Origin of the sequence: Enterobacter cloacae complex sp. SHL022 (assembly GCF_049237785.1) — a bacterium.
GTDB lineage: Bacteria > Pseudomonadota > Gammaproteobacteria > Enterobacterales > Enterobacteriaceae > Enterobacter > Enterobacter hormaechei_C.
In genome coordinates this window covers 659,523-683,388 of sequence record NZ_JBMKJH010000001.1, presented here as the reverse complement: position 1 = coordinate 683,388, position 23,866 = coordinate 659,523, and the positions used below count along the sequence as shown (strand labels likewise).

The following is a 23,866-nucleotide window of genomic DNA, read 5'->3' as shown; positions in this document are numbered from 1 at the left end:
AAGGCGACCGTGTGGTCGCCTTTTTGTTGCCCGGTGGCGCTGGCGCTTACCGGGCCTACGGTCCTGTAGGCCGGATAAGCGAAGCGCCATCCGGCAAAACATTACTGCTGTTGCGAAGACTGGATCGCCGTCAGCGCGATGGTGTAGACGATATCGTCAACCAGCGCACCACGGGACAGGTCGTTCACAGGTTTGCGCATGCCTTGCAGCATTGGCCCGATGGAGATCAGGTCTGCTGAACGCTGTACCGCTTTATAGGTGGTGTTACCGGTGTTCAGATCCGGGAAGATGAACACGGTAGCACGACCTGCAACCGGCGAGTTTGGCGCTTTGGATTTCGCCACGTCAGCCATTACCGCGGCATCGTACTGGAGCGGGCCGTCGATCATCAGATCCGGACGTTTTTCCTGCGCAATGCGGGTCGCTTCACGGACTTTCTCTACGTCACTGCCTGCACCAGAGGTACCGGTGGAGTATGAGAGCATCGCGACGCGCGGTTCGATACCGAAGGCAATCGCGGAGTCCGCAGACTGGATAGCGATTTCTGCCAGCTGCTCTGCGGTTGGATCCGGGTTGATCGCGCAGTCGCCGTAAACATAAACCTGTTCAGGCAGCAGCATGAAGAACACGGAGGAGACCAGAGAGCTGCCCGGTGCGGTTTTGATCAACTGCAACGGTGGACGGATGGTGTTCGCGGTGGTGTGAACCGCACCGGAAACCAGACCGTCAACTTCGTCCTGCTCCAGCATCAGCGTACCCAGCACGACGTTGTCTTCCAGCTGCTCGCGCGCAACGGCTTCGGTCATGCCCTTGTTCTTACGCAGTTCAACCAGGCGAGCAACGTAGCTTTCGCGAACCACTTCCGGGTCAACGATCTCAATGCCAGCGCCCAGCTCAACGCCCTGAGACGCCGCAACGCGGTTGATCTCATCCGGGTTACCCAGCAGCACACAGGTCGCGATACCGCGTTCTGCACAGATGGCTGCCGCTTTAACGGTACGTGGTTCGTCGCCTTCTGGCAGAACCACGCGTTTGCCCGCTTTACGCGCCAGCTCGGTCAGCTGGTAACGGAAGGCTGGAGGAGACAGACGACGGCTGCGCTCGGAGGTCGCAGTCAGGGATTCGATCCAGTCCGCATTGATGTAGCCCGCAACGTATTCCTGAACTTTCTCGATACGCTCGTGGTCATCAACCGGCACTTCGAGGTTGAAGCTTTGCAGGCTCAGGGAGGTCTGCCAGGTGTTGGTGTTCACCATGAAGACTGGCAGGCCAGTGGCGAACGCACGCTCGCACAGCTTGCTGATACGCGCGTCCATTTCATAGCCGCCGGTCAGCAGAATTGCACCGATTTCCACGCCGTTCATTGCAGCCAGGCACGCTGCAACCAGCACGTCTGGACGGTCAGCAGAGGTCACCAGCAGTGAACCTGCGCGGAAGTGTTCCAGCATGTGTGGAATGCTACGTGCGCAGAAGGTTACGGACTTCACGCGGCGGGTGTTGATATCGCCTTCGTTGATCACGGTGGCGTTCAGGTGACGCGCCATATCGATTGCACGGGTGGCAATCAGATCGAAGCTCCATGGCACCGCGCCCAGAACAGGCAGCGGGCTGGAATCCTGCAACTTAGCCGGGTCAACTTTGATGACTTTCGCTTTGGAGGAGTCGTCAAAAATTTCGGACAGGTCAGGACGCGTACGGCCCTGCTCATCTACTGGCGCGTTCAGCTTGTTAACAATCACGCCGGTGATGCTGGTGTTTTTCGCACCGCCGAAGCTGCTGCGCGTCAGTTCGATACGCTCTTTCAGCTGCTCTGGGGTATCCGTGCCCTGAGACATCACAAAAACGATCTCTGCGTTCAGGGTTTTCGCGATTTCAAAGTTCAGAGACTGGGCAAACTGGTGTTTACGGGTCGGGACCAGGCCTTCAACCAGCACCACTTCCGCGTCCTGCGCGTTTGCGTGGTAGTTGGCAATGATCTCTTCCATCAGCACGTCTTTCTGGTTGCTGGAGAGCAGAGATTCAACGTGGCTCATCTTCAACGGTTCAGCCGCTGGCAGATTGGAGTTCTTGCGAACGATGGTGGTGGTCTGGTCTGGCGCATCGCCACCGGCACGTGGCTGGGCGATAGGCTTAAAGACGCTCAGACGAACGCCTTTGCGTTCCATAGCGCGGATCACGCCGAGGCTGACGCTGGTCAGGCCGACGCTGGTTCCGGTAGGGATCAGCATAATAGTACGGGACACGGTTTATCCTCTTTCGTTACCGCCGCGTTGGGCGGGTTACAAAACAGCACCGCCAGCATTGCTGGCGGTGTGGAATCAGGCAGTCAGGCGGTGTGCGTCTTGCGCGATGACCAGCTCTTCGTTAGTTGGAATAACGATAGCAGGGCGGGTGCCTTCTTTGTTGATGAAGCCAGACTTGCCGAAGCGGGCAGCCAGGTTACGCTCATGATCAACTTCGAAGCCCAGAACGCCCAGTTTGCCCAGGGACAGTTCACGTACCATTGCCGCGTTCTCACCGATACCACCGGTGAAGATAACAGCATCCAGACGGCCTTCCATCAGCGCGGTGTAAGAACCGATGTACTTCGCCAGGCGGTGGCAATAAACGTCCATTGCACGTTTAGCGTCAGCTTTTTCTGCGTAGTTGTCTTCAACGTAACGGCAGTCGCTGGTGACCTCGGTCAGGCCCAGCAGGCCAGACTCTTTGGTCAGCATTTTGTTGATGTCGTCAACGCTCATGCCCAGGGTGTCGTGCAGGTGGAAGATGATCGCCGGGTCGATATCACCGGAACGGGTACCCATCACCAGACCTTCCAGCGGGGTCAGACCCATAGAGGTGTCAACACACTTACCGTTGCGGATAGCGGAAACAGAACCACCGTTGCCCAGGTGGCAGGTGATAATGTTGACTTCTTCAACCGGCTTGTTCAGCACTTTTGCGGCTTCCTGAGTCACATAGAAGTGGCTGGTACCGTGAGCGCCGTAACGACGGACGCCGTGCTCTTTGTACAGGCTGTATGGCAGGGCATAGAGGTAAGACTCTTCCGGCATGGTCTGATGGAACGCAGTATCAAACACGGCCACGTTTTTGTCTTTCAGACTCGGGAAGGATTTCAGTGCTTCAGCGATACCGATCAGGTGAGCCGGGTTATGCAGCGGTGCGAAAGACGCAGAGTCTTTGATACCCTGAATCACGGAGTCGTCGATTACCACGGAACTGGTGTATTTTTCGCCGCCGTGGACGATACGGTGACCAATTGCGGTCAGCTGAGCAGACAGTTCTGGTTTTTGTGCCAGAATAGTGTTAACGATAAAGTTCAGCGCTTCACTGTGAGCGGCGCCTGCACCTAAAGCCGCTTCTTGTTTGCTGCCGTCCATCTTCCACTTGATACGTGCTTCAGGCAGATGGAAACATTCGGCCAAACCAGAGAGGTACTCGTCACCGTTGAGCGCATCGATGATGGCGAATTTCAGTGAGGAGCTACCGCAGTTCAGAACCAGTACTAACTTACTCGACATGGAAGTACCTATTATTGATACGTGGCTAAAAAAACGTCAGTGAGTCTAAAAGCGTAACGCATGCTGACCCAGACATTTATGATTAACATCATGCCAAACGAACATTCTGGCAGGATGAAAGAAATACCTATGATTTTAAGCCATTTTGAACATTTTTCAGACAATGGCATAATATGCGATAATTTGACGAGTTAACGCTTATCGTCTACGGCCCTATCAGGCTGGCACAGGATACCCGATACGGGGTAGCGATGACAAAATATTTTGAACGTTGTCATAGCCTGTTGTGGTTTTGCACGAAAATTTTAATTTTTATATGTGAAGTTGAGGTACAGCCATGTCGACACCCGAAATCCCGTCCGTGAACTTTTTTAGTCTGTTTCGTCGGGGACAGCATTACGCAAAGACATGGCCGATGGAAAAGCGCCTCGCGCCCATGTTTATTGAAAATCGCACTATTCGCGCCACGCGCTATGCGATTCGCTTTATGCCCCCGATTGCCGTTTTTACCCTGTGCTGGCAGATAGCGTTAGGTGGGCAGCTTGGCCCTGCCGTCGCGACGGCGCTCTTTGCGTTAAGCCTGCCGATGCAGGGGCTATGGTGGTTAGGTAAACGTTCCGTCACGCCACTTCCGCCTTCTATTTTACACTGGTTTTATGAAGTGCGTGGAAAACTGGAAGAGGCTGGCCAGGCGCTGGCACCGGTTGAAGGTAAGCCGGACTATCAGGCGCTGGCGGATACCCTCAAGCGTGCGTTTAAACAGCTTGATAAAACATTCCTCGATGACTTGTGATTGATCATCGAAACGACGACCAAAAGAAGGCACAGTAACAATCAGTTACCGTGTCTTTTTTTTACAGTGCAATGCGCTACAGGAGTCGAAAGATGGAAATGACCCATGCTCAACGTCTGATTTTGTCTAACCAGTACAAGATGATGACTATGCTTGATCCCGATAACGCTGCGCGCTACAGCCGCCTGCAAACCATTGTTGAACGTGGTTTTGGCTTGCAGATGCGCGAACTGGATCGCGAATTTGGCGAACTGAAAGAGGAAACCTGCCGTATCGTTATCGACATCATGGAGATGTACCATGCGCTGCATGTGTCCTGGACCAATCTGAAGGACCAGCAGACCATTGACGAGCGCCGCGTGACGTTCCTGGGCTTTGATGCTGCGACGGAAGCGCGCTATCTGAGCTATGTACGCTTTATGGTGAATACCGAAGGTCGCTACACCCATTTTGATGCGGGTACGCACGGCTTCAACGCCCAGACCCCGATGTGGGATAAGTATCAACGTATGCTGAGCGCGTGGCACGCCTGTCCGCGCCAGTACCATTTAAGCAGCAACGAAATTCAACAAATCATTAATGCCTGACGGAGGTGCGTGTGCAGTGTAAAGGTTTTCTGTTTGATCTGGACGGTACGCTGGTGGATTCGCTGCCGGTGGTGGAGCGCTCGTGGTGCCACTGGGCCGACCGGCACGGCATTGACCATCAGGACGTACTAAATTTCATCCATGGCAAACAGGCCATTACCTCATTGCGGCACTTCCTTGCGGGACGTTCTGAGGAAGAGATTCAGGCGGAGTTCCGCTATCTTGAGCAGATTGAAGCTACCGATACCGAGGGTATCACCGCGCTGCCCGGTGCGCACGAACTGCTTGAGCACCTGAATGAAGCGCAGATCCCGTGGGCTATCGTCACCTCCGGCTCGGTTCCCGTCGCGCATGCACGCCATAAGGCGGCAGGTTTGCCGACGCCGGACGTCTTCATTACCGCTGAGCGCGTGAAGCGCGGCAAGCCTGAACCGGATGCGTTCCTGCTCGGCGCTGAACTGCTCGGCCTTGCGCCAGCAGAGTGCGTGGTGGTGGAAGACGCGGCGGCAGGCGTGCTGGCCGGGCTGAACGCCGGCAGCCACGTCATTGCCGTTAACGTCCCGGCGGGTTCCCCCCGGCTGGAGGAGGCGGATTTCGTGCTTAACACCCTGACCGCCATCGACGTCTCGAAGGCGTCAGACGGAGTTGTAACCGTCTCGCTAAAAATGTAATCCCATGATATAGCCCCGCATTACCGGGGCTTTTTTATGGCAGAATTGCTTCTCCTCCACTGACAAGGACATGTTGTGAACGGTGAACTGATTTGGGTCCTGAGCCTGCTGTTAATCGCCATCATTCTTTTTGCCACGGGCAAGGTGCGCATGGATGCCGTCGCCCTGTTTGTGATTGTCGCATTCGTTCTAAGCGGTACCCTTTCCCTGCCGGAAGCCTTTTCCGGGTTTAGCGATCCCAACGTTATTTTGATTGCCGCTCTGTTTATTATTGGCGACGGGCTGGTCCGCACCGGCGTGGCGACAATGATGGGGTCGTGGCTGGTGAAAGTGGCGGGCAGCAGCGAAACCAAAATGCTGATTTACCTGATGCTGACGGTCGCCGGGCTGGGCGCGTTTATGAGCTCTACGGGCGTCGTGGCCATCTTTATTCCGGTCGTGCTGAGCGTCTGCATGAGGATGCAGATCTCCCCTTCGCGGCTGATGATGCCGTTGAGCTTCGCCGGGCTCATCAGCGGCATGATGACGCTGGTCGCGACGCCGCCGAACCTCGTCGTGAACAGCGAACTGATCCGTGAGGGGCTTGAGGGGTTTAGCTTTTTCAGCGTTACGCCGATCGGGCTGGTGGTACTGGTGATGGGCATTATCTATATGCTATTGACCCGTTTTGCGCTGAAAGGGGAGAAGCAGGATAAAGCCAAAGAGGGCTGGAAGCGGCGCTCTTTCCGCGATCTGATTAAAGAGTATCGTCTGACCGGGCGTGCCCGACGTCTGGCTATCCGCCCGGGGTCGCCTATGGTGGGGCAGCGGCTGGATGACCTTAAGCTACGCGAACGCTATGGCGCGAACGTCATCGGGGTTGAGCGCTGGCGTCGTTTTCGTCGGGTGATCGTTAACGTGAACGGGGTGTCAGAGTTTCGCGCGCGTGACGTCCTGCTGATTGATATGTCCACCGCAGACGTGGATCTGCGGGAGTTTTGTAGTGAGCAGCTGCTGGAGCCGATGGTCCTGCGCGGCGAGTATTTCTCTGACCAGGCGCTGGATGTGGGAATGGCCGAGGTGTCGCTGATCCCGGAATCGGAGTTATTGGGCAAAACCGTGCGTGAAATCGGCTTTCGTACCCGCTATGGCCTCAACGTGGTAGGCCTGAAGCGCGATGGCGTAGCCCTTGAAGGGGCGGTGGTGGATGAGCCGATCCTGCTGGGGGATATCTTCCTCGTGGTCGGCAACTGGAAACTGATTAGCCAGCTCGGGCAGAAAGGCCGCGATTTTGTGGTGCTAAATATGCCGATTGAAGAGAGCGATGCATCACCGGCGCACAGCCAGGCGCCCCATGCAATTTTTTGCCTGGTATTGATGGTTGCCCTGATGCTGACGGACGAGATCCCTAACCCGGTGGCGGCAATAATCGCCTGTCTGTTAATGGGCAAATTCCGCTGTATCGACGCCGAAAGCGCTTACAAAGCGATTCACTGGCCGAGCATCATTCTCATCGTCGGGATGATGCCCTTCGCCCTGGCGCTACAGAAAACCGGCGGGGTGGATTTGATCGTAAAAGGCTTAATGGACGCGGGCGGGGGATATGGTCCGTACCTGATGATGGTTTGCCTGTTCGTCATGTGCGCCACCATTGGTTTGTTCATCTCCAATACCGCAACGGCGGTGCTGATGGCGCCCATTGCGCTGGCGATGGCAAAATCGATGGGCGTTTCGCCGTATCCGTTTGCGATGATGGTTGCGATGGCGGCGTCCGCGGCATTTATGACGCCGGTCTCTTCCCCGGTCAATACGCTGGTGCTGGGGCCCGGGAATTATAGGTTCAGTGATTTCGTGAAGCTGGGTGTGCCGTTCACCGTGCTGGTAATGCTGGTATGCGTGGTGTTAATTCCGGTGTTATTCCCGTTTTAGCGTGAGTGCAGAAACGTAGGCCGGGTAAGGCGGAGCCGCCACCCGGCAAAAAACTACAGCGGCGAATCCTGGCTAATCTCATCCAGTGACAAATGAAAGCTCGGCACAAACACGCGCATAAAGTAGTCCATCTCTTCGCTGCGACGAGATTCCAGCGTTTTTTCCAGACGCGTTTTTGCCAGTAAAAATTCGTTATTCCCGGCGGACAGCTCTTCCAGACACTTCAGGTAGGCGCACAGCGCATCGGCCTGCTTAACCAGGGATTTCTCCTCTTCCGTATACTGATGCTCGTCGATGAGCGGCCCGAAGATATCGCGCAGCTCTTCAGGCACCATGTCGATCAGCTTCTGCTGGGCAATCTTCTCAATAGCTTTATATTCCTGGGCAATCTGCGAGTTGAAATATTTCACCGGCGTAGGCAGATCGCCGGTCAGCACTTCCGATGCATCGTGGTACATCGCCAGCAGGGCGATACGTTCGGCATTCACCTGCCCGTTGAATTTGCGGTTTTTAATCGCGGCCAGCGCGTGCGCGACCATGGCAACCTGTAAACTGTGCTCAGACACATTTTCAGTGCGCACGTTGCGCATCAGCGGCCAGCGGTTGATGAGTTTCAGGCGGGAGAGGTGGGCAAAGAAATGACTCTGACTCATAGGTTACCTTATGTCTTCACTGCGACAGACTTCATTGTGCGGGGAGGGGAGGGAAGATGCAAATTTGCGGATGTTGCAGGCCGGGTAAGCGCAGCGCTACCCGGCGGATAGTCAGCGCTACTGATGGTACCCGGAGAGGAAGCGCCCGAAGCGGCTGATGGCCATTTCGAGATCGTCTTCGCGCGGCAGGGTGACGATACGCACGTGATCCGGCCACGGCCAGTTAAACGCCGTACCCTGAACCAGCAGCACTTTTTCCTGCAACAGGAAGTCAAGCACCATTTTCTGGTCGTCGTGAATATTAAAGCGCTTCGCGTCGATTTTCGGGAACATGTACAGCGCGCCGTTAGGCTTCACGCAGGAGACGCCCGGAATATCATTAATCAATTCCCATGCACGGTTGCGCTGTTCATACAGGCGGCCGCCTGGAACGATAAACTCGCTGATGCTTTGATAGCCGCCGAGTGCTGTCTGGATCGCATGTTGCGCCGGTACGTTGGCGCACAGACGCATGGATGCCAGCATCTCCAGCCCTTCAATGTAGCCTTTCGCATGTTTTTTCGGACCGTTCAGTACCATCCAGCCCTGACGGAAACCGGCAACGCGGTAAGTTTTAGACAGTCCGTTAAAGGTGACCGTTAGCAGATCGGGTGCCAGCGCGGCGATAGAGTGGTGCTGCGCCGCGTCGTACAGGATCTTGTCGTAAATCTCGTCGGCAAAGATGATCAGGTTATGCTGGCGGGCGATCTCGACGATCTCCATCAGCAGCTCTTTTGAATAGACCGCGCCCGTCGGGTTATTCGGGTTAATGATCACGATACCCCGGGTGCGCGGGGTAATTTTGGCGCGAATATCATCCAGATCCGGGAACCAGTCAGAGGATTCGTCGCACAGGTAGTGCACCGCTTTACCGCTGGACAGGGACACCGCAGCCGTCCACAGCGGATAATCTGGGGCAGGAACCAGCATTTCATCGCCGCTGTTCAGGAGCGCCTGCATCGCCTGAACGATCAGTTCCGAGACACCGTTGCCAATGTAGATATCTTCAACGGTGACGTCGCGCATACCGCGAGCCTGATAGTGCTGCATGATGGCTTTACGGGCGGAGTAAAGCCCTTTTGAATCGCAGTAGCCTTGTGCAGTGGGCAGGTTACGGATCACATCCACCAGGATCTCATCCGGCGCTTCAAAACCAAATGGCGCGGGGTTGCCGATGTTGAGTTTCAGAACCTTATTGCCTTCCTCTTCAAGGCGTTTTGCCTCTTTGAGTACCGGGCCACGGATGTCGTAACAGACGTTGTCGAGCTTGCTGGATTTTTCGATAGGGGACATGAACCTTTAACCTTTTCGCTATTATTGCAACTTCCTGCCGTGGAAGTATGCACGGAACAATGTACTCCCCCCGCGCTTCGTTTTGAAGGGCGCACAGAAGAAGATTTCGTTCCACCGGGGAATGTCGCTGTGATCGCTTACTCTAACGAGGGAGTGATTTTGTGCCTGAATTTATCGTAATAAAGGTTATTAATGGGTTTTTTATGCTAAAAATTGCATGTAACTATGAATTTTATTCTAGTGTAAATAAAAAGACGATTCGGGCTGATGCATTAGTCCCCCTGAGTGATCATTCGTAAAACCTGAATGCTGAGATACCGATTGCCATATTAGCAAAGCCAGGCTAAAAGTTACTCATGTGAAATTAATGTTAAGGGTTATTAATGAATGGCCTGAATCTAAATTAAACTTTATTTATTATTAACGACGAAAATGCAACTTTCGTTAATTTTAATAAAAAGAGTGTAGTTGCTTATCATTGGCGGTAACTCCTTAATATTGCAATAAGACTTATAAATATAGTGGATTTGGGTTAAGATGTGTTTCGGGAATGCAGCATAGCGATAGGCCTGTTACGTATATCGGCTTCTGCTTTTCTGTATTAATCGATTGTTATTGTTAAAGTTATCTCTGGCTGATTGGGTAAGTCACATCTTGCTACGCTGGCAACGCTGCGATATAGATGGCAGAAAACATGTCTTACTCTTTATGGTATTTACATCGACCTGCAAACAAAGAAATATCCTGGACGCAAGAGAATAAAAATAACGTCATGAAACGTGATTTCTGACTGGTGATATACCGCAGTACAATAACTATCTGTCAGGCAGTCTGCCGGGCCGGGATGCGAGGGAAACTCTTCAGAAGGAATTGCTTAACTGTTACACACAGCTTCAACCCGGGCAGCTCCGCACGAGCAACCTGAAAGTGAAAAGATATGATAAATGCAAATCGTCCGATAATGAATCTCGACCTCGATCTGCTGAGAACGTTTGTTGCGGTCGCCGATCTCAACACTTTTGCAGCAGCTGCTGCCGCCGTTTGCCGTACCCAGTCCGCCGTGAGTCAGCAAATGCAGCGGCTGGAACAACTGGTTGGTAAAGAGCTTTTTGCGCGTCATGGGCGTAATAAGCTTTTAACAGAACATGGTATTCAGCTTCTGGGTTATGCCAGAAAGATACTGCGCTTTAATGATGAAGCCTGTATGTCATTAATGTTTAGCAACCTTCAGGGAGTGTTAACATTAGGGGCGTCAGATGAATCAGCAGATACCATTTTACCCTTCCTTCTCAACCGAATTAGCTCGGTTTATCCGAAGCTTGCCCTGGACGTTAGCGTTAAACGCAATGCCTTCATGGTTGAGATGCTGACAGAAAACGAGGTTGACCTGGTGGTCACCACGCATCGACCTGGCCAGTTTGACAGCCTGACGCTGCGTACTTCTCCAACGCACTGGTACTGTGCCGCGGAGTATGTATTGCAGAAAGGTGAGCCGATACCCCTGGTCCTGCTGGATGATCCCAGTCCGTTCCGCGATATGGTGCTGGCAGCACTCAACGAAGCCAGTATTCCATGGCGCCTGGCGTACGTGGCGTCAACCTTGCCCGCAGTGCGAGCGGCGGTGAAGGCTGGGCTTGGCGTAACGGCCCGTCCGGTGGAAATGATGAGCCCCGATCTGCGTGTGCTGGGTCAATCCGAGGGACTCCCGTCGTTGCCGGATACGGAGTACCTGCTGTGCCATAACGCCGCCAGCAACAACGAGCTGGCAAAAGTGGTATTCGAGGCAATGGAAAACTACCACAATCCATGGCAGTACGCGGCTGTTACTCCTGAAGGAGGGGATGACTCCCTGATTGTGGAAGGGGATTTTGAGTGATCATTCCCTCAAAATTCTCGTAACAAAATGTAAGTGCAAAAAAGAGCCACTCGCATGATTTTTTCCTGCGAGTGGTTTTTTTTGCTATTCATAACCGCGGGCGGAGCAGGGATAAAGCAAATACCGCTTATTTATCAATGCAGAAAATGCTTTTGATTAAGATGTAAACAAGACCTGTACTAACTTACCTCATACCCCACCGATGTTAAAAAAACAGGAAATATGTTGCTGTTTTTTTGATTGAATTAACAAAAGCGTGTCTCAGATCAAGAAAATACTCCCATTTGGGGGGAGGAATCGTTGGCAAATCCTGTCAAAATAGGAGGGTTATTTTTTTTACTTCCAAAACGGACACGATTCAACAAGATGCATTTGACGGAAAGTCATGTACCCACCAGGGTTAAAGGGCACCAAATGTTAATGAGAATCGCACGTTGTAATTTAATGTGAAGAAACCTTTGTTAAAGTTGACAAAAGGTTATAGAAAGGAGTAAAAAACCCCATCATTTTGCTGTCTATGTCTCATTTCTGACAGTTAGTGTAAGGTTATTTTGTTCCTCCCCATGAATCGATGTGATGCCCATCTGCCAGCAAGAGCAGTGTCGTCGGTATCACTTTTGATGAGTAAGCAATGAGTATGTCAACATCCACAGAAGTCATCGCTCATCACTGGGCATTCGCAATCTTTCTTATTGTAGCCATTGGCCTGTGCTGCCTGATGTTAGTCGGCGGCTGGTTCCTGGGCGGTCGCGCCCGCGCAAGGCACAAAAACACACCTTTCGAATCAGGTATTGATTCAGTAGGTACCGCTCGCTTACGCCTGTCTGCCAAGTTTTACCTGGTAGCCATGTTCTTCGTCATTTTTGACGTGGAAGCGCTTTACCTCTTCGCGTGGTCTACCTCCATTCGCGAAAGTGGTTGGGTGGGCTTTGTCGAGGCCGCAATTTTCATTTTAGTGTTACTGGCCGGTCTGGTTTATCTGGTGCGTATTGGCGCGCTGGACTGGACACCTGTGCGTTCACGCCGTGAACACATCAACCCGGAAAACAGTATCTCTAATCGTCAGCAGTAACAGCGAGGCAATAAGATGGATTATACGCTCACCCGCATAGATCCTAACGGTGAGAATGACCGTTACCCCCTGCAAAAACAGGAGATCGTAACCGACCCCCTGGAGCAAGAAGTCAACAAAAGCGTGTACATGGGCAAGCTCGAACATGCCATGCACGACATGGTCAACTGGGGTCGTAAGAACTCCATCTGGCCATACAACTTTGGCCTTTCTTGCTGCTACGTTGAAATGGTGACGTCATTCACTGCGGTGCATGACGTTGCGCGTTTTGGGGCCGAGGTACTGCGTGCTTCTCCGCGTCAGGCTGACCTGATGGTGGTGGCAGGGACCTGCTTTACCAAGATGGCACCGGTTATTCAGCGTCTTTATGACCAGATGCTGGAGCCAAAATGGGTTATCTCCATGGGCGCATGTGCAAACTCCGGCGGTATGTACGACATTTATTCCGTTGTGCAGGGCGTTGATAAGTTCATTCCGGTGGATGTGTACATCCCGGGTTGCCCGCCGCGTCCAGAGGCCTATATGCAGGCGCTGATGCTGCTCCAGGAGTCAATTGGTAAAGAACGCCGCCCGCTTTCATGGGTTGTTGGCGATCAGGGTGTCTATCGCGCGAACATGCAGTCTGAGCGCGAGCGTAAACGTGGTGAACGTATTGCCGTCACCAACCTGCGTACGCCTGACGAAATTTAATTTGCGCCTGTGGGCCTGGAGAACACCTTCGCATATCACTACTCAAATAGCGCGAAGCCAGGCTTAACAGTCACCACGGACCATTTGCAATGGTGAACAATATGACCGACTTAACCGCGCAAGAAGCCGCCTGGCAGACTCGGGATCATCTCGATGACCCGGTCATTGGCGAACTGCGCAACCGTTTTGGGCCGGATGCCTTTACTGTTCAGGCCACCCGCACCGGGGTACCCGTTGTTTGGGTGAAGCGTGAGCAATTACTGGAAGTTGTCGATTTCCTCAAGAAATTGCCAAAACCTTACGTCATGCTGTTTGACTTACACGGCATGGACGAACGTCTGAGAACGCACCGCCAGGGTCTCCCTGCCGCGGATTTTTCCGTTTTCTACCACCTGATCTCAATAGACCGCAACACGGATATCATGCTCAAGGTGGCATTGTCTGAAAACGACATGCATCTGCCGACGATCACCAAACTTTTCCCGAACGCCAACTGGTACGAGCGTGAAACCTGGGAAATGTTCGGCATGACCTTCGACGGCCACCCGCATCTGACGCGCATCATGATGCCGCAGACCTGGACCGGCCACCCGCTGCGTAAAGACTACCCGGCACGCGCCACCGAATTCGACCCGTTTGAGCTAACCAAAGCCAAGCAGGATCTGGAGATGGAAGCGCTGACCTTCAAGCCGGAAGACTGGGGCATGAAGCGCGGCACCGAAAACGAGGACTTCATGTTCCTCAACCTCGGTCCAAACCACCCCTCTGCGCACGGTGCGTTCCGTATCATCCTTCAGCTTGACGGCGAAGAGATTGTCGACTGCGTGCCTGACATCGGCTACCACCACCGTGGTGCCGAGAAGATGGGCGAGCGTCAGTCCTGGCACAGCTACATTCCGTATACCGACCGTATCGAATACCTCGGCGGCTGCGTGAACGAAATGCCATACGTGCTGGCCGTTGAGAAACTGGCAGGCATCACCGTCCCGGATCGCGTTAACGTGATTCGCGTAATGCTGTCTGAACTGTTCCGTATTAACAGCCACCTGCTGTACATCTCCACGTTCATTCAGGACGTCGGCGCGATGACGCCGGTCTTCTTCGCCTTTACCGACCGTCAGAAAATCTACGATCTGGTAGAAGCGATTACCGGTTTCCGTATGCACCCAGCCTGGTTCCGCATCGGTGGTGTGGCGCACGATCTGCCGCGCGGTTGGGACCGTCTGCTGCGTGAATTCCTCGACTGGATGCCGAAACGTCTGGCGTCTTACGAGAAAGCTGCGCTGCGTAACTCCATCCTGAAAGGCCGTTCCCAGGGCGTTGCTGCCTACGGCGCGAAAGAAGCGCTGGAGTGGGGTACTACCGGTGCTGGCCTGCGTGCGACCGGGATTGATTTCGACGTGCGTAAAGCGCGTCCTTACTCTGGTTACGAGAACTTCGACTTTGAAGTCCCGGTTGGCGGCGGTGTTTCCGACTGCTACACCCGCGTGATGCTGAAGGTGGAAGAGCTGCGCCAGAGCCTGCGCATCCTTGAGCAGTGCCTCAACAACATGCCGGAAGGCCCGTTCAAGGCGGATCACCCGCTGACGACGCCGCCACCGAAAGAGCGCACGCTGCAACATATCGAGACCCTGATCACCCACTTCCTGCAAGTTTCCTGGGGCCCGGTCATGCCGGCACAGGAATCCTTCCAGATGATTGAAGCGACCAAGGGTATCAACAGCTACTACCTCACCAGCGACGGCAGCACCATGAGCTACCGCACCCGCGTGCGTACGCCAAGCTTCGCGCACTTGCAGCAGATCCCGGCCGCCATTCGCGGCAGTCTGGTCTCCGACCTGATTGTGTATCTGGGTAGTATCGATTTTGTTATGTCAGATGTGGACCGCTAATTATGCACGAGAATCAACAACCACAAACCGAGGCTTTTGAGCTGAGTGAAGCAGAGCGTGCCGCCATTGAGCACGAGATGCACCACTACGAAGACCCGCGTGCGGCGTCCATTGAAGCGCTGAAAATCGTACAGAAACAGCGTGGTTGGGTGCCGGATGGGGCGATCTATGCGATCGCAGAAGTGCTGGGCATTCCGGCAAGTGACGTAGAAGGCGTAGCCACGTTCTACAGCCAGATCTTCCGTCAGCCGGTAGGCCGCCATGTGATCCGCTACTGTGACAGCGTGGTCTGCCACATCACCGGTTATCAGGGCATTCAGGCTGCGATTGAGAAGAAACTCAATATTAAGCCTGGCCAGACCACGTTCGACGGACGTTTTACTCTGCTGCCAACCTGCTGCCTGGGTAACTGCGACAAGGGGCCGACCATGATGATTGATGAGGACACTCACAGCCATCTGACGCCGGAAGCGATTCCTGACCTGCTGGAGCAGTACAAATGAAAACTGTAATTCGTACTGCTGAGACGCATCCGCTGACCTGGCGTCTGCGTGATGACAAACAGCCGGTATGGCTCGACGAATATCAGAGCAAAAACGGCTATGCCGGTGCGCGTAAAGCCCTTGGCGGCATGGCGCCGGACGACATCGTTAACGCGGTGAAAGAGTCTGGCCTGAAAGGCCGCGGTGGTGCGGGCTTCTCCACCGGTCTGAAGTGGAGCCTGATGCCGAAAGATGAATCCATGAACATCCGTTACCTGCTGTGTAACGCCGATGAAATGGAGCCGGGTACCTATAAAGACCGTCTGCTGATGGAACAGCTGCCGCACCTGCTGGTGGAAGGCATGCTGATCTCCGCGTTCGCGCTGAAAGCGTACCGTGGCTACATCTTCCTGCGCGGCGAATACATCGAAGCGGCGGAAAACCTGCGTCGCGCGATTGCCGAAGCCACCGAAGCGGGACTGCTGGGTAAAAACATCCTGGGCACCGGGTTTGACTTCGAGCTGTTCGTGCACACCGGTGCCGGGCGTTATATCTGCGGTGAAGAAACCGCGCTGATTAACTCCCTGGAAGGCCGCCGCGCGAACCCGCGCTCCAAGCCACCGTTCCCTGCAAGCTCCGGCGTGTGGGGTAAACCGACCTGCGTCAACAACGTCGAAACCCTGTGTAACGTCCCGGCGATCCTTGCGAACGGCGTGGAGTGGTATCAGGGCATCTCCTCAAGCAAAGATGCCGGTACCAAGCTGATGGGCTTCTCCGGTCGCGTGAAGAACCCTGGCGTCTGGGAGCTGCCGTTCGGCACCACCGCACGCGAAATTCTTGAAGACTACGCCGGCGGCATGCGCGATGGCCTGAAATTCAAAGCCTGGCAGCCGGGTGGGGCAGGGACGGACTTCCTGACCGAAGCCCACCTTGACCTGCCAATGGAGTTCGAAAGCATTGGTAAAGCAGGTAGCCGTCTGGGTACCGCGCTGGCGATGGCCGTCGACCACGAGATCGGCATGGTATCCCTGGTGCGTAACCTGGAAGAGTTCTTCGCCCGCGAGTCCTGCGGCTGGTGCACACCGTGCCGTGATGGTCTGCCGTGGAGCGTGAAGATCCTGCGTGCTATCGAACGTGGCGAAGGCCAGCCTGGCGATATCGAGACACTTGAGCAACTGTGTCGATTCTTAGGACCGGGTAAAACCTTCTGTGCCCACGCACCGGGCGCCGTCGAGCCGCTGCAAAGCGCGATTAAATATTTCCGCGACGAATTCGAAGCAGGCATCAAGCAGCCGTTCAGCAATACCCATTCGATCAATGGTATTCAGCCGAACCTGCTGAAAGCGCGCTGGTAAAAACAGAATTTTGATTAACGCTCGGTTTCGGCCGAGCCAACTGGAAGCATGCTAATGGCTACGATTCATGTAGACGGCAAAGAATACGAAGTCAACGGGGCGGACAACCTGCTGGAAGCTTGTCTGTCTCTTGGCCTCGATATTCCGTACTTTTGCTGGCATCCGGCGCTGGGCAGCGTCGGTGCTTGCCGCCAGTGTGCGGTGAAGCAATATCAAAACGCGGAAGACACGCGTGGTCGCCTGGTGATGTCCTGTATGACGCCAGCCGCCGAAGGCACCTTTATTTCGATTGATGACGAAGAAGCCAAACAGTTCCGTGAAAGCGTGGTGGAGTGGTTGATGACCAACCACCCGCACGACTGTCCGGTGTGTGAGGAGGGCGGTAACTGCCACCTTCAGGATATGACCGTCATGACCGGTCACAGCTTCCGTCGCTATCGCTTTACCAAGCGTACCCACCGTAACCAGGATCTGGGGCCGTTCATCTCTCACGAAATGAACCGCTGCATCGCCTGCTACCGCTGCGTGCGTTACTACAAAGATTATGCAGACGGTCAGGATCTGGGCGTGTATGGCGCGCATGACAACGTCTACTTCGGTCGTCCGGAAGACGGTACGCTTGAAAGCGAATTCTCCGGTAACCTGGTAGAAATCTGTCCGACCGGCGTGTTTACCGATAAAACCCACTCTGAACGTTACAACCGTAAATGGGACATGCAGTTTGCGCCAAGCATCTGCCAGCAGTGCTCCCTCGGCTGTAACACCAGCCCGGGTGAACGTTACGGCGAACTGCGTCGTATCGAAAACCGTTACAACGGTACCGTTAACCACTACTTCCTCTGCGACCGCGGTCGTTTCGGCTATGGCTATGTGAACCTGAAAGACCGTCCGCGTCAGCCGGTTCAGCGCCGTGGCGATGACGTCATTACCCTCAACGCTGAGCAGGCGATGCAGGGCGCGGCAGATATTCTGCGTCAGTCGAAGAAAGTGATCGGCATTGGCTCCCCGCGCGCCAGCATCGAAAGCAACTTCGCGCTGCGCGAGCTGGTTGGGGCGGAAAACTTCTACACCGGTATCGCCCAGGGCGAGCAGGAACGTCTCCAGCTGGTGCTGAAAGTGCTGCGTGAAGGCGGCATTCACACGCCTGCGCTGCGCGAAATCGAATCCTATGATGCGGTTCTGGTGCTCGGGGAAGACCTGACGCAGACCGGCGCACGCGCGGCTCTGGCGGTTCGCCAGGCGGTGAAAGGCAAAGCACGTGAAATGGCAGCGGCGCAGAAAGTGGCTGACTGGCAGATTGCGGCGATCCTCAACATCGGCCAGCGCGCGAAGCATCCTCTGTTTGTGACTAACATCGACAACACCCGTCTGGACGATATTGCGGCGTGGACCTACTGCGCGCCGGTTGAAGATCAGGCGCGCCTCGGATTTGCCATTGCCCACGCGCTGGACAGCAACTCGCCGGCCGTTGAACTGGATCGCGACCTGCAAAACAAGGTCGACGTGATTGTTCAGGCGCTGGCGGGGGCGAAGAAACCGCTGATTATTTCCGGTACCAACGCCGGTAGCGCTGAAATCATTCAGGCCGCAGCGAACGTTGCCAAAGCCCTGAAGGGACGCGGCGCTGACGTTGGTGTGACCATGATTGCCCGTGCGGTGAACAGCATCGGTCTGGGTATGATTGGCGGCGGCTCGCTGGAAGACGCGTTAAGCGAACTGGAATCCGGTGCCGCTGACGCCGTTGTGGTGCTGGAAAATGACCTGCATCGCCACGCTTCCGCCGCGCGTGTTGACGCCGCGCTCTCCAGAGCGCCGCTGGTGATGGTTATCGACCATCAGCGCACCGCGATCATGGACAAAGCGCATCTCGTACTCTCTGCGGCAAGCTTCGCAGAAAGTGACGGGACGGTGATCAACAACGAAGGCCGCGCACAGCGTTTCTTCCAGGTTTATGACCCGGCCTACTACGACAGCAACACCGTGATGCTGGAAAGCTGGCGCTGGCTGCACTCTCTGCACAGCACCGTGCAGAGCCGTGAAGTGGACTGGACGCAGCTCGACCACGTTATCGACGCGGTTGTTGAGAAACTGCCTCAGCTGGCGGGTATTAAAGATGCCGCGCCGGACGCAAGCTTCCGCATTCGCGGCCAGAAACTGGCGCGTGAGCCGCACCGCTACAGCGGTCGTACCGCGATGCGCGCCAACATCAGCGTGCACGAACCGCGTCAGCCGCAGGATAAAGACACCATGTTCGCCTTCTCGATGGAAGGGAACAACCAGCCGTCTGCGCCGCGTTCGCAAATCCCGTTTGCATGGGCACCGGGCTGGAACTCCCCGCAGGCATGGAACAAATTCCAGGCTGAAGTGGGCGGTCACCTGCGCCACGGCGATCCGGGCGTGCGTCTGATTGAAGCCTCCGAAACCGGTCTGGACTTCTTCACCACCGTTCCGGCGAGCTTCCAGGCGCAGGAAGGTCACTGGCGCATTGCACCGTACTACCATCTGTTCGGTAGCGACGAAATGTCCCAGCGTTCTCCGGTATTCCAGCAGCGTATGCCGCAGCCGTACATCAAGCTCAACCCGGCGGATGCCGCGAAGCTTGGCGTTAACGCGGGTGCGAACATTGCCTTTAGCTACGACGGCCAGACGATCAGCCTGCCGCTGATTATTTCTGAACGCCTGTCAGCAGGTCAGGTGGGTCTGCCGATGGGTATGCCTGGCATCGCGCCGGTCCTGGCGGGTGCGCATCTTGATAATCTTCAGGAGGCAAAAGCATGAGTTGGTTAACGCCGGATCTTATCGACATCCTGCTGAGCATTCTGAAAGCGGTTGTGATTCTGCTGGTGGTCGTCACCTGCGGCGCGTTCATGAGCTTTGGTGAACGTCGTCTGCTCGGTCTGTTCCAGAACCGTTACGGACCGAACCGCGTGGGCTGGGGTGGTTCACTCCAGCTGGTCGCGGACATGATCAAGATGTTCTTTAAAGAGGACTGGGTTCCGCGCTTCTCGGACCGCGTGATCTTTACGCTGGCGCCGATGATCGCCTTCACCTCGCTGCTGCTGGCGTTTGCTATCGTTCCGGTCAGCCCGACCTGGGTGGTCGCTGACCTGAACATCGGCATTCTGTTCTTCCTGATGATGGCAGGCCTCGCGGTTTACGCGGTGCTGTTCGCAGGCTGGTCCAGTAACAACAAATACTCGCTGCTGGGTGCGATGCGTGCTTCCGCGCAGACGCTGAGCTACGAAGTGTTCCTGGGTCTCTCCCTGATGGGCGTGGTGGCGCAGGCCGGTTCATTTAACATGACCGACATCGTCAACAACCAGGCCGACATCTGGAACGTTATCCCGCAGTTCTTTGGGTTTATTACCTTTGCCATCGCGGGCGTGGCGGTGTGTCACCGTCACCCGTTTGACCAGCCAGAAGCCGAACAGGAACTGGCCGACGGTTACCACATTGAATATTCCGGTATGAAGTTCGGTCTGTTCTTCGTGGGCGAGTACATCGGTATCGTCACCATTTCGGCGTTGATGGTAACCCTGTTCTTTGGTGGCTGGCATGGCCCGTTCTTACCGCCGTTCATCTGGTTCGCGCTGAAAACCGCGTTCTTCATGATGATGTTCATTTTGATTCGCGCAGCGTTACCGCGTCCGCGTTATGACCAGGTAATGTCCTTCGGCTGGAAAGTGTGCCTGCCGCTGACGCTCGTCAACTTGTTGGTAACGGCGGCTGTCATTCTCTGGCAGCAGCCATAAGGGGCTTTGAGATCATGACCTTAAAAGAATTATTGGTAGGTTTCGGCACCCAGGTACGCAGTATCTGGATGATCGGCCTGCATGCGTTTGCCAAACGCGAAACCCGGATGTACCCGGAAGAGCCGGTATATCTGCCGCCGCGCTACCGTGGACGTATCGTGCTGACGCGCGACCCGGACGGTTCCGAGCGTTGCGTTGCCTGTAACCTGTGTGCGGTAGCGTGTCCGGTGGGCTGTATCTCTCTGCAAAAAGCAGAGACGGTAGACGGCCGCTGGTATCCTGAGTTCTTCCGCATCAACTTCTCACGCTGCATTTTCTGCGGTCTGTGTGAAGAAGCGTGCCCAACCACGGCGATTCAGCTGACTCCAGACTTTGAGCTGGGTGAGTACAAGCGTCAGGATCTGGTGTACGAGAAAGAGGATCTGCTGATTTCCGGTCCGGGCAAATACCCGGAATATAACTTCTACCGGATGGCGGGTATGGCAATCGACGGCAAAGATAAAGGCGAAGCTGAGAACGAAGCTAAGCCTATCGACGTCAAGAGCCTGTTACCGTAAGGAGAGGGCAATGGAATTCGCTTTTTATATCTGTGGCCTTATCGCCATCCTGGCTACGCTGCGAGTGATCACGCACACCAATCCGGTGCATGCGCTGCTGTATTTAATCATCTCGCTGCTGGCTATTTCCGGGGTGTTCTTTGCGCTGGGCGCGCACTTCGCCGGTGCGCTGGAAATCATCGTCTACGCCGGGGCCATCATGGTGCTGTTCGTGTTCGTGGTGATGATGCTCAACCTGGGCGGCTCTGAAATTGAGCAGGAACGTCAGTGGTTAAAACCGCAGGTGTGGATTGGCCCGGCGATTCTGTCGGCCATCATGCTGGCGGTGATTGTTTACGCCATTCTGGGCGTCAACGACCAGGGTATCGACGGGACGCCAATCAGCGCGAAAGCCGTGGGTATCACCCTGTTTGGTCCGTACGTTCTGGCGGTTGAGCTGGCCTCGATGCTGCTGCTGGCGGGTCTGGTTGTGGCCTTCCACGTTGGCCGCGAAGAGCGTGTCGGCGAGGTGCTGAGCAACCGCACTGACGACCGCGCGAAAAGAAAAACGGAGGAACGCGCATGATCCCCTTAACACATGGACTGATCCTCGCTGCGATTTTATTCGTTCTGGGCTTAACCGGTCTGGTTATCCGCCGCAATCTGCTGTTTATGCTGATCGGTCTGGAAATCATGATCAACGCTTCCGCGCTGGCCTTTGTGGTCGCCGGCAGCTACTGGGGCCAGACCGATGGTCAGGTGATGTACATTCTCGCCATCAGCCTCGCGGCTGCTGAAGCGAGTATTGGCCTGGCGCTGTTGCTACAGCTCCATCGTCGCCGCCAGAACCTGAACATCGATTCAGTAAGTGAGTTGCGTGGATGAACATGCTTGCCTTAACCATTATTTTTCCGCTGATTGGCTTCGTGCTGCTGGCGTTTTCTCGCGGCCGCTGGTCTGAGAATCTGTCTGCCACCGTGGGCATTGGCTCTATCGGCCTGGCTGCGCTGGTCACAGCGTATGCGGGTATCGACTTCTTTAACAATGGACGTCAGGCCTACAGCGTACCGCTGTGGAACTGGATGTCGGTCGGTAACTTCAACATCGGTTTCAACCTGGTGCTGGATGGTCTGTCTCTGACCATGCTCTCCGTGGTCACCGGCGTCGGCTTCCTGATCCACATGTTCGCCTCCTGGTACATGCGCGGTGAAGAGGGATACTCCCGCTTCTTCGCCTACACCAACCTGTTTATCGCCAGCATGGTGGTTCTGGTGCTGGCCGATAACCTGCTGCTGATGTATCTGGGCTGGGAAGGCGTGGGTCTGTGCTCTTACCTGCTGATCGGTTTCTACTACACCGATCCGAAGAATGGCGCAGCGGCCATGAAAGCGTTCGTCGTGACCCGCGTGGGTGACGTCTTCCTCGCTTTCGCGCTGTTCATTCTCTACAACGAACTGGGCACGCTGAACTTCCGCGAAATGGTGGAACTGGCGCCGGCGCACTTCGAAGCAGGCAACAACATGCTGTGGTGGGCAACGCTGATGCTGCTGGGTGGCGCCGTGGGTAAATCCGCGCAGCTGCCGTTGCAGACATGGCTGGCCGACGCGATGGCGGGTCCAACCCCTGTCTCCGCGCTGATCCACGCCGCGACCATGGTTACCGCCGGTGTCTACCTGATTGCGCGTACCCATGGCCTGTTCCTGATGACCCCGGAAATTCTGCATCTGGTGGGTATTGTCGGTGCGGTTACGCTGGTGCTGGCAGGCTTTGCCGCGCTGGTGCAGACCGACATCAAACGCGTTCTCGCGTACTCCACCATGAGCCAGATTGGTTACATGTTCCTGGCGCTGGGCGTTCAGGCGTGGGACGCAGCCATTTTCCACCTGATGACGCACGCGTTCTTTAAAGCGCTGCTGTTCCTCTCATCCGGTTCGGTGATCCTGGCCTGCCACCACGAGCAGAACATCTTCAAAATGGGCGGACTGCGTAAGTCCATCCCGCTGGTCTATGTCTGCTTCCTGGTGGGCGGCGCGGCGCTGGCGGCACTGCCGCTGATTACCGCGGGCTTCTTCAGTAAGGACGAAATCCTTGCGGGCGCCATGGCGAATGGTCATATCAATCTGATGGTTGCGGGTCTGGTCGGTGCGTTCATGACCTCCCTGTACACCTTCCGTATGATTTTCATCGTCTTCCACGGTAAAGAACAAATTCACGCTCACGCAGGGAAGGGGATTACCCACCACCTGCCGCTGATTGTGCTGCTGGTCCTGTCCACCTTCGTTGGCGCGATGATTGTGCCACCGTTGCAGGGTGTACTGCCGGCAACAACCGAGCTTGAGCACGGTCGCGTTCTGACGCTTGAAATCACCTCCGGCGTAGTGGCTATAGCGGGCATCCTGATTGCCGCATGGCTGTGGCTGGGCAAACGCACGCTGGTAACTGCCGTTGCCAACAGCGCGCCGGGCCGTCTGCTGGGCACCTGGTGGTACAACGCGTGGGGCTTCGACTGGCTGTACGACATGATCTTCGTGAAGCCGTTCCTGGGCATTGCGTGGCTGCTGAAGCGCGATCCACTGAACAGCCTGATGAATATCCCGGCGATCCTCTCTCGCTTTGCAGGTAAAGGCCTGCTGTTTAGCGAGAACGGTTATCTGCGCTGGTATGTGGCGTCCATGAGCATCGGTGCGGTTGTCGTGCTGGCGCTGCTGATGGTGTTGCGTTGATCGTAAAGTGAATTTTATTCGAT

The 23,866-nt window shown here is 55.3% G+C and carries 20 protein-coding genes; 16 read left to right on the top strand and 4 right to left on the bottom strand.

Features of this window, described 5'->3' with window-relative positions:
* Positions 1–101: 101 nt before the first annotated feature.
* Together pta and ackA are read right to left on the bottom strand one after the other, a co-directional pair.
* Positions 102–2,243 (bottom strand): phosphate acetyltransferase, encoded by a 2,142-nt coding sequence (gene pta, locus ACOTZD_RS03165; RefSeq protein WP_022651538.1) that lies wholly within the window; start codon positions 2,241–2,243, stop codon positions 102–104.
* A gap of 75 nt (positions 2,244–2,318) precedes the next feature.
* Positions 2,319–3,521, bottom strand: a complete 1,203-nt coding sequence (ackA, locus tag ACOTZD_RS03160) for an acetate kinase (RefSeq protein WP_015572267.1) — start codon at positions 3,519–3,521, stop codon at positions 2,319–2,321.
* A 337-nt stretch (positions 3,522–3,858) separates the two neighbouring features.
* Between ackA and yfbV the strand changes: the two genes are divergently transcribed.
* The 4 genes from yfbV to ACOTZD_RS03140 all read left to right on the top strand — a co-directional run bounded on the left by yfbV (position 3,859) and on the right by ACOTZD_RS03140 (position 7,480).
* Entirely contained in the window at positions 3,859–4,314 is a 456-nt protein-coding gene (gene yfbV, locus ACOTZD_RS03155) for a terminus macrodomain insulation protein YfbV (RefSeq protein ID WP_003861459.1), read from the top strand.
* 92 nt (positions 4,315–4,406) lie between these two features.
* A complete protein-coding gene (locus tag ACOTZD_RS03150) occupies positions 4,407–4,901 on the top strand; it encodes a YfbU family protein (RefSeq protein WP_003861461.1) in 495 nt (164 codons plus the stop codon).
* Between the two features lie 11 nt (positions 4,902–4,912).
* On the top strand, positions 4,913–5,572 hold the full coding sequence (locus ACOTZD_RS03145; RefSeq protein ID WP_174402091.1) for a sugar phosphatase: 660 nt from the start codon (positions 4,913–4,915) through the stop codon (positions 5,570–5,572).
* A gap of 75 nt (positions 5,573–5,647) precedes the next feature.
* Positions 5,648–7,480, top strand: coding sequence for an SLC13 family permease (locus ACOTZD_RS03140; protein ID WP_023314585.1), 1,833 nt, complete (start codon positions 5,648–5,650; stop codon positions 7,478–7,480).
* A 53-nt stretch (positions 7,481–7,533) separates the two neighbouring features.
* On the opposite strand, the gene yfbR is transcribed toward ACOTZD_RS03140, so the two are convergent.
* Positions 7,534–8,133 carry a 5'-deoxynucleotidase gene (gene yfbR / locus ACOTZD_RS03135; RefSeq protein ID WP_003861468.1) on the bottom strand — a complete coding sequence of 200 codons (600 nt, stop codon included), beginning with the start codon at positions 8,131–8,133 and terminating at the stop codon, positions 7,534–7,536.
* A 117-nt stretch (positions 8,134–8,250) separates the two neighbouring features.
* The gene (gene alaA, locus ACOTZD_RS03130) at positions 8,251–9,465 is read right to left on the bottom strand and encodes an alanine transaminase AlaA (protein ID WP_003861471.1); all 1,215 of its coding nucleotides are present in this window, start codon (positions 9,463–9,465) and stop codon (positions 8,251–8,253) included.
* Between the two features lie 937 nt (positions 9,466–10,402).
* On the opposite strand from alaA, the gene lrhA reads away from it, so the two are divergent.
* The 12 genes from lrhA (at position 10,403) to nuoL (ending at position 23,843) form a co-directional block, all read left to right on the top strand.
* A complete protein-coding gene (gene lrhA, locus ACOTZD_RS03125; protein ID WP_003861473.1) occupies positions 10,403–11,341 on the top strand; it encodes a transcriptional regulator LrhA in 939 nt (312 codons plus the stop codon).
* A 631-nt stretch (positions 11,342–11,972) separates the two neighbouring features.
* Positions 11,973–12,413 (top strand): NADH-quinone oxidoreductase subunit NuoA, encoded by a 441-nt coding sequence (gene nuoA, locus ACOTZD_RS03120; RefSeq protein WP_003861475.1) that lies wholly within the window; start codon positions 11,973–11,975, stop codon positions 12,411–12,413.
* 15 nt (positions 12,414–12,428) lie between these two features.
* On the top strand, positions 12,429–13,103 hold the full coding sequence (nuoB, locus tag ACOTZD_RS03115) for an NADH-quinone oxidoreductase subunit NuoB (RefSeq protein ID WP_003861482.1): 675 nt from the start codon (positions 12,429–12,431) through the stop codon (positions 13,101–13,103).
* 89 nt (positions 13,104–13,192) lie between these two features.
* Positions 13,193–14,995 (top strand): NADH-quinone oxidoreductase subunit C/D, encoded by a 1,803-nt coding sequence (nuoC, locus tag ACOTZD_RS03110; RefSeq protein WP_003861484.1) that lies wholly within the window; start codon positions 13,193–13,195, stop codon positions 14,993–14,995.
* Positions 14,996–14,997: 2 nt separating this feature from the next.
* Entirely contained in the window at positions 14,998–15,498 is a 501-nt protein-coding gene (gene nuoE, locus ACOTZD_RS03105) for an NADH-quinone oxidoreductase subunit NuoE (RefSeq protein WP_003861486.1), read from the top strand.
* Positions 15,495–16,832, top strand: coding sequence for an NADH-quinone oxidoreductase subunit NuoF (gene nuoF, locus ACOTZD_RS03100; protein WP_003861487.1), 1,338 nt, complete (start codon positions 15,495–15,497; stop codon positions 16,830–16,832). Before nuoE ends, nuoF begins: the two co-directional genes overlap by 4 nt.
* A 54-nt stretch (positions 16,833–16,886) precedes the next feature.
* Positions 16,887–19,610 (top strand): NADH-quinone oxidoreductase subunit NuoG, encoded by a 2,724-nt coding sequence (gene nuoG / locus ACOTZD_RS03095; protein WP_063158790.1) that lies wholly within the window; start codon positions 16,887–16,889, stop codon positions 19,608–19,610.
* Entirely contained in the window at positions 19,607–20,584 is a 978-nt protein-coding gene (gene nuoH, locus ACOTZD_RS03090; protein ID WP_003861490.1) for an NADH-quinone oxidoreductase subunit NuoH, read from the top strand. Before nuoG ends, nuoH begins: the two co-directional genes overlap by 4 nt.
* A 14-nt stretch (positions 20,585–20,598) precedes the next feature.
* The gene (nuoI, locus tag ACOTZD_RS03085) at positions 20,599–21,141 is read left to right on the top strand and encodes an NADH-quinone oxidoreductase subunit NuoI (protein WP_003861491.1); all 543 of its coding nucleotides are present in this window, start codon (positions 20,599–20,601) and stop codon (positions 21,139–21,141) included.
* Positions 21,142–21,151: 10 nt separating this feature from the next.
* Positions 21,152–21,706 (top strand): NADH-quinone oxidoreductase subunit J, encoded by a 555-nt coding sequence (nuoJ, locus tag ACOTZD_RS03080; protein ID WP_003861493.1) that lies wholly within the window; start codon positions 21,152–21,154, stop codon positions 21,704–21,706.
* Positions 21,703–22,005: an NADH-quinone oxidoreductase subunit NuoK gene (gene nuoK / locus ACOTZD_RS03075; protein ID WP_003861496.1), complete on the top strand. Its 303-nt coding sequence runs from the start codon at positions 21,703–21,705 to the stop codon at positions 22,003–22,005. The genes nuoJ and nuoK overlap by 4 nt, the downstream gene beginning before the upstream one ends.
* A complete protein-coding gene (nuoL, locus tag ACOTZD_RS03070; RefSeq protein ID WP_003861497.1) occupies positions 22,002–23,843 on the top strand; it encodes an NADH-quinone oxidoreductase subunit L in 1,842 nt (613 codons plus the stop codon). The genes nuoK and nuoL overlap by 4 nt, the downstream gene beginning before the upstream one ends.
* The last annotated feature ends 23 nt before the right edge of the window (positions 23,844–23,866 follow it).

What these genes read in the sequence shown, in the direction of transcription:
- ackA (WP_015572267.1), bottom strand. Translation starts at nt 3,521, where the DNA reads ATGTCGAGTAAGTTAGTACTGGTTCTGAACTGCGGTAGCTCCTCACTG.
- yfbV (WP_003861459.1), top strand. Translation starts at nt 3,859, where the DNA reads ATGTCGACACCCGAAATCCCGTCCGTGAACTTTTTTAGTCTGTTTCGT.
- ACOTZD_RS03150 (WP_003861461.1), top strand. Translation starts at nt 4,407, where the DNA reads ATGGAAATGACCCATGCTCAACGTCTGATTTTGTCTAACCAGTACAAG.
- yfbR (WP_003861468.1), bottom strand. Translation starts at nt 8,133, where the DNA reads ATGAGTCAGAGTCATTTCTTTGCCCACCTCTCCCGCCTGAAACTCATC.
- alaA (WP_003861471.1), bottom strand. Translation starts at nt 9,465, where the DNA reads ATGTCCCCTATCGAAAAATCCAGCAAGCTCGACAACGTCTGTTACGAC.
- lrhA (WP_003861473.1), top strand. Translation starts at nt 10,403, where the DNA reads ATGATAAATGCAAATCGTCCGATAATGAATCTCGACCTCGATCTGCTG.
- nuoA (WP_003861475.1), top strand. Translation starts at nt 11,973, where the DNA reads ATGAGTATGTCAACATCCACAGAAGTCATCGCTCATCACTGGGCATTC.
- nuoB (WP_003861482.1), top strand. Translation starts at nt 12,429, where the DNA reads ATGGATTATACGCTCACCCGCATAGATCCTAACGGTGAGAATGACCGT.
- nuoC (WP_003861484.1), top strand. Translation starts at nt 13,193, where the DNA reads ATGGTGAACAATATGACCGACTTAACCGCGCAAGAAGCCGCCTGGCAG.
- nuoE (WP_003861486.1), top strand. Translation starts at nt 14,998, where the DNA reads ATGCACGAGAATCAACAACCACAAACCGAGGCTTTTGAGCTGAGTGAA.
- nuoF (WP_003861487.1), top strand. Translation starts at nt 15,495, where the DNA reads ATGAAAACTGTAATTCGTACTGCTGAGACGCATCCGCTGACCTGGCGT.
- nuoG (WP_063158790.1), top strand. Translation starts at nt 16,887, where the DNA reads ATGGCTACGATTCATGTAGACGGCAAAGAATACGAAGTCAACGGGGCG.
- nuoH (WP_003861490.1), top strand. Translation starts at nt 19,607, where the DNA reads ATGAGTTGGTTAACGCCGGATCTTATCGACATCCTGCTGAGCATTCTG.
- nuoI (WP_003861491.1), top strand. Translation starts at nt 20,599, where the DNA reads ATGACCTTAAAAGAATTATTGGTAGGTTTCGGCACCCAGGTACGCAGT.
- nuoJ (WP_003861493.1), top strand. Translation starts at nt 21,152, where the DNA reads ATGGAATTCGCTTTTTATATCTGTGGCCTTATCGCCATCCTGGCTACG.
- nuoK (WP_003861496.1), top strand. Translation starts at nt 21,703, where the DNA reads ATGATCCCCTTAACACATGGACTGATCCTCGCTGCGATTTTATTCGTT.
- nuoL (WP_003861497.1), top strand. Translation starts at nt 22,002, where the DNA reads ATGAACATGCTTGCCTTAACCATTATTTTTCCGCTGATTGGCTTCGTG.